Origin of the sequence: Chryseobacterium contaminans, assembly GCF_001684955.1 — a bacterium.
GTDB lineage: Bacteria > Bacteroidota > Bacteroidia > Flavobacteriales > Weeksellaceae > Chryseobacterium > Chryseobacterium contaminans.
Genome location: NZ_MAYF01000181.1, coordinates 1 through 2,446, shown reverse-complemented (window position 1 = coordinate 2,446; position 2,446 = coordinate 1). Strand labels below are relative to the sequence as shown.

Annotated in this window: 3 protein-coding genes; 1 reads left to right on the top strand and 2 read right to left on the bottom strand. The window is 31.2% G+C overall.

Features of this window, described 5'->3' with window-relative positions:
- Both BBH99_RS11150 and BBH99_RS11145 read right to left on the bottom strand, forming a co-directional pair.
- Positions 1 to 1,254 (bottom strand): hypothetical protein (locus BBH99_RS11150; protein WP_131799218.1); only part of this gene is annotated, 1,254 nt, incomplete at its 3' end.
- Positions 1,255 to 1,310: 56 nt separating this feature from the next.
- A complete protein-coding gene (locus tag BBH99_RS11145) occupies positions 1,311 to 1,721 on the bottom strand; it encodes a helix-turn-helix transcriptional regulator (RefSeq protein WP_066695512.1) in 411 nt (136 codons plus the stop codon).
- 149 nt (positions 1,722 to 1,870) lie between these two features.
- Between BBH99_RS11145 and BBH99_RS11140 the strand changes: the two genes are divergently transcribed.
- Positions 1,871 to 2,101, top strand: coding sequence for a SymE family type I addiction module toxin (locus BBH99_RS11140; RefSeq protein WP_066695510.1), 231 nt, complete (start codon positions 1,871 to 1,873; stop codon positions 2,099 to 2,101).
- Positions 2,102 to 2,446: the final 345 nt, after the last annotated feature.

Below are 2,446 nucleotides of genomic sequence, written 5' to 3'. Positions count from 1 at the left end.
ATTCTGAAATCCATTGTAAATCCCTTCAATGAATAAATATTCTCTATCTTTTGGAATGAATGAGCTCTTACATTTGTTAATCATTTCTGCTACCCAATCTTTGGATACCTGTTCATCCAAATCCATTATAAATTTAATCTCTTGGATTAATGAAATTGTAATATTTCTATAATGTTCTCTTTTTTGGTTCACACTATAATCTTCTGCATTTGAGATACCGCTAACTGTTCCTTTGTTTGTAATTTGTATACTTTCTGGAAAGTATTGCTGATATACGGGGGTATTTGCTTGTTTTTCAATTAAACCTATATCAAAAACAGGATGCCGAATGAGAAAAATAAATCCACTATTGAAATCTTCAATATTTTGTTCTGCTATTAGTTGGAATATATTTAATTGTGATTTGCTAGCAATGCCAATCATTGATATTATTTCAACTTCTTTTTTTTGTTGATCTTTTATTTTCTTTTCAAGCCTAGTTTTGAAACTTTCATCTACTGCAACTTTATTTATTAGTTTTAGCGCATCTAGATAAGTAGATAATATATTAGGATTGTATGTAAGGGTATCTTTATCTATTTGATCTGCATAATAATCAGCCTCTTTTTCTAAACATACTGCTGTTTCTATTTTGAGTTGATTATTACTAAAATAGCCCAATTTATTTAGTGCTTGAATGTAATGAGTAGCATTATCATATTGGTTTATTTTAAAACTTTCTTCTAACTTAACTATAAAATAAGCTTTGAGCTTTTCTGAAGAAACTTTTTGAATTAGGAGGTTGATGGAAGCACTTAAAAGTCTTAATTGATAATATGATGATTCTAATTTAAAAATTACTTGTAGTATTTTCTCTTCTAATTGTTTAAGATCTTGTTTAAAAATAGATTTTACTTTTCGAATTAATTCTAGTGCACGAATTAGATAATCTAATTCATCAGAGCTTTCATATATTCTTATATAAGAGTCTACAGCACTTTTTATAGAATTTAATTTATCCTTGTCCCGAATAATAAATTTTATGTCATTAATCCTCGCTGATATCTCAATATTTTCAATTTGTATTTCAGGTAAAATGAATTCAGTGTCTTCTAAAAGATTTTTAAAACTGTCATCTGTAAGTTTACAGTTAACGAGCTGATATAAATTATTTATTTTTTTATCACCTAAATTATTTCTCCAGAGTTTAAATAAAGTAATATTTAATTCTCTTGAATATTCATTTTTAGGGATTTGTTCAGACAGTTCATTCATTATTTAACAACTATTAAAGCTTAAAAGTATTTTTTGACTCTAGTTTTATTAAGCTATTAGTTTTTTTCTATCAACCTCTCCAATTTTTCAATCATCTCCTTCTGCTGCTGAAGCATGCGCTCATAAAGCTCCACCATTTTATCAAGAGGATTGAAGGTAGGTTGATTATTAAAAAAAGCGGGTTGTTGACAGTTATCAAAAGAAGCAGTATTAGAAATAATATTTATTGCATTTTCCTCATCAAAATTCTCAATCGCCTCAGCAGGTACTTTTAAAATCTTCGCTACCTGCGCCAGAATATCAGATTCTACGGTTTCTTTCTGTTCTAAAAGAGAGATTTTCTTCTGGTTCCAGTCGTCACCCAATTCAAAAGCTAAGGCTTCCTGTTTAATGCCCAGCATTTCACGGAATCGTTTTATATTTCTACCCTGATGTATTTTTTTATTTTGCATATCTGTGTAACTCATAATAACAAATATAAAGTTTTAAAAGATAAGAATAAAGTCCCTGTTCAAAATAAATTATCTTCTAAAATATCCTTTCTACCACATAAAATATTCACTTCATAACTGGTATAGCCTAAAGGATATTTCTTGCTTTGTTGAAAAACAACAAGATGCGAAAAGTAATTATTCGGGGCAAATATAAAATTGTGTCCATCAGGAACCTTACGGTTTCCCATAAATCATTTGCAAGAGCATACAGAAGGCTGGTTTTCTTCCCGGAAATCCGGCTGGCAGGGAAGTGGCTGCTGGAGTGTGGCTTTGAACCGGGAGATCATGTGGTGGTGACGGTTCGGAGGAATCAGATTATTTTAGAAAAGGAGATGGTGTATGAAGATGTATAAATAAATAGAAGCTCGTTTTGTTTTGTAGAATCTCTCGCAGATTTCGGAGATCAAGCAGATGATTGATGATTATAATCTGCGATATCTGCTTGATCTGTGTGAGGTTTTTAATTTTAAAGGTGTCTCAGTGTTTGGAAGAACCACCCTGGAAAGGTAGTATACTGCTGATGCAAAGTTTTTATAATTGAAGCTGCATACTTTTAGGGAGCAAAGAGTAGGCAAGTGAACTTGCCTGATGAAGGTTGTGGAGAATGTCTCGCAGATTTCGGGGATTGAGCAGATTTTTTAAGGGTTAAGACCTGTATTATCAGCTTGATTTGTGAGAGATTATTTTCGTTTGACGCA